Origin of the sequence: Gemmatimonas sp. (assembly GCF_041689975.1) — a bacterium.
Taxonomy (GTDB): domain Bacteria; phylum Gemmatimonadota; class Gemmatimonadetes; order Gemmatimonadales; family Gemmatimonadaceae; genus Gemmatimonas.
In genome coordinates this window covers 1-1,762 of record NZ_JBDNFF010000103.1, presented here as the reverse complement: position 1 = coordinate 1,762, position 1,762 = coordinate 1, and the positions used below count along the sequence as shown (strand labels likewise).

At 62.3% G+C, this 1,762-nt stretch carries 2 protein-coding genes; one reads left to right on the top strand and one right to left on the bottom strand.

Annotated elements, in window-relative coordinates:
• Positions 1 to 390 precede the first annotated feature (390 nt).
• Positions 391 to 1,242, top strand: coding sequence for a hypothetical protein (locus ACESNG_RS07080; RefSeq protein ID WP_373068365.1), 852 nt, complete (start codon positions 391 to 393; stop codon positions 1,240 to 1,242).
• 166 nt (positions 1,243 to 1,408) lie between these two features.
• Here the strand turns inward: ACESNG_RS07080 and ACESNG_RS07075 are convergent.
• On the bottom strand, positions 1,409 to 1,762 hold a 354-nt coding region (locus ACESNG_RS07075), incomplete at its 5' end, for a hypothetical protein (RefSeq protein ID WP_373068363.1).

The window sequence follows — 1,762 nt, the reverse complement described above, 5'->3', positions numbered from 1 at the left end:
TTCGTGGTGTGCACGGCGAATGGCAGCAACGCTGGCCGCCGGGGTCGTTCGATTGTGAGTTCGGCAGCAAGGTGAGACGAATGGTGCTAAAAAGCCGTCCCTCGGTCACACCTCTAAGTACAAGATCGCGCAACCCGAGCCTCAGGCGGGGGATGGTCAAGCATGAGGAGAACCGCCACAGCTGATCGGACGCCTCTCCACAGCGACGATCGTCTCTGCGGAGAGGTCCGTTGCGCAGTTTCGCGGCGCACCGTTCCCGATTACCGTGAAAGGCTGCCGGGGAAGACGGCGTTCGGTTGACGACGAGGGGGACAGTTCGTGTTCGGAAAGAAGCGCCAAAAGCCAGCACCGGATGACCGCATGAGGTCGTTGCTCGAGCCACTTCGGAACTTGACCGAACTCAATCAACCCGCCTTCGAATTCCTGCTCCTCGGCAGCATGAGTGATGCCGTGGCGGAGATCGGGGATCGAGCGACGATCGGCGAACGCGACGCCACGAACGTCCTCTCGATGATCCCGTTTGCCGCCAGGCTCGCCGTTGACCAGAGCCACCGCCTTCCTCAAGTGCAGGCAGACACAATCCCAGGGCTCAGCAAGGTCCGTGCCGCTGTGCGCGCAGGAGCGGTTGTCGCCGTCGACAGCCCCGAACTGTTCATGTCCACCCTGGTGCCGGCGCTCCAGGGTGAACTGGGAATGCATGCCGGAAGCCGACCTGACCAAGTGCGGAGCTGCTGGACCTGGTCGCACCTTGCGCTCATCGCGATGTCGCAGGGCGGAGGGTCGGGGGCGTGGGCGGTCCCTGCGCTCCAAGGAGTCATACGGTCCCTCGTGGTCGTTGTCAGCGCGGCTGGCCAGTCCGATCCCACAAGTTCACCGGCAGACGGGCCACAGGACCTGCCCGATGCTGCGATCGAGAGCCTGGTGGCGCACCAGGCTCGGCAGAGGTCCACTCTCAAGGGCCGTAAACTTCCAGCTGGCCCGGACCAATCGTTCATTCACTACCTGGAGTTCGTCGATCGAGGGGAGCTCGTCTGGGAGCGCGGCGAGCGGCCGGATGTCAAGGCCGATGAGACCGATCCGGCCGACTTCCACGAGGTTGTCTTCAAGCTCGACGGCATGGCGATGTATCTCGTCTACAGCGAGGGCTTCGTTGAGTACATTCCTCTGGGTCGCGGGTACTCCGATGCAGACCTCATAGCTATGGCCGAGCGGCATTCCGAAAGCTCCGAGGACCCTACGTAGGCGAACACCAACCTCCTCAAAGAGTGCCCGCTTCACTCTGGACTGGGCCAGGAGGGAGCTGATAGCAGCGACGGGATGGCGCATGGCAAGCGTGGCAGCAGGCCAGTCGCAGAAGCGTCATCTCGCCCTTCCCGCCGACCGCGGTGACCGCAAGTCTCCGTTGGCGTCACGCATCAGAATCGAGCAGTGACGGAACGTCTCGCAACCGCATGACCCGGGTTCCGTATTTCGCGTCCAGCCCGAGGCTCTGCACGGCGTTGATCATCGACTTGTCGAGAACCATGTGGGTGCAGTACGGCATAAATGCCGAGATGTGATGGATGTCCATCACATCACTGGGAGAGAAAGTTTCGGTGCCCACGATGCGCCACGCGGCGAGGTGACTCCAGATGTCTATGAGGGGGAGTTCGGTGTGGTGACTGCATCGGAAGAAGTCGAGCATGCCGAGCAGGTTGTCGCCGCCCATCGACTGCCAGTCACGCAGATGTCCCAGGAACATCTCGTATCGACCCGCGACGAT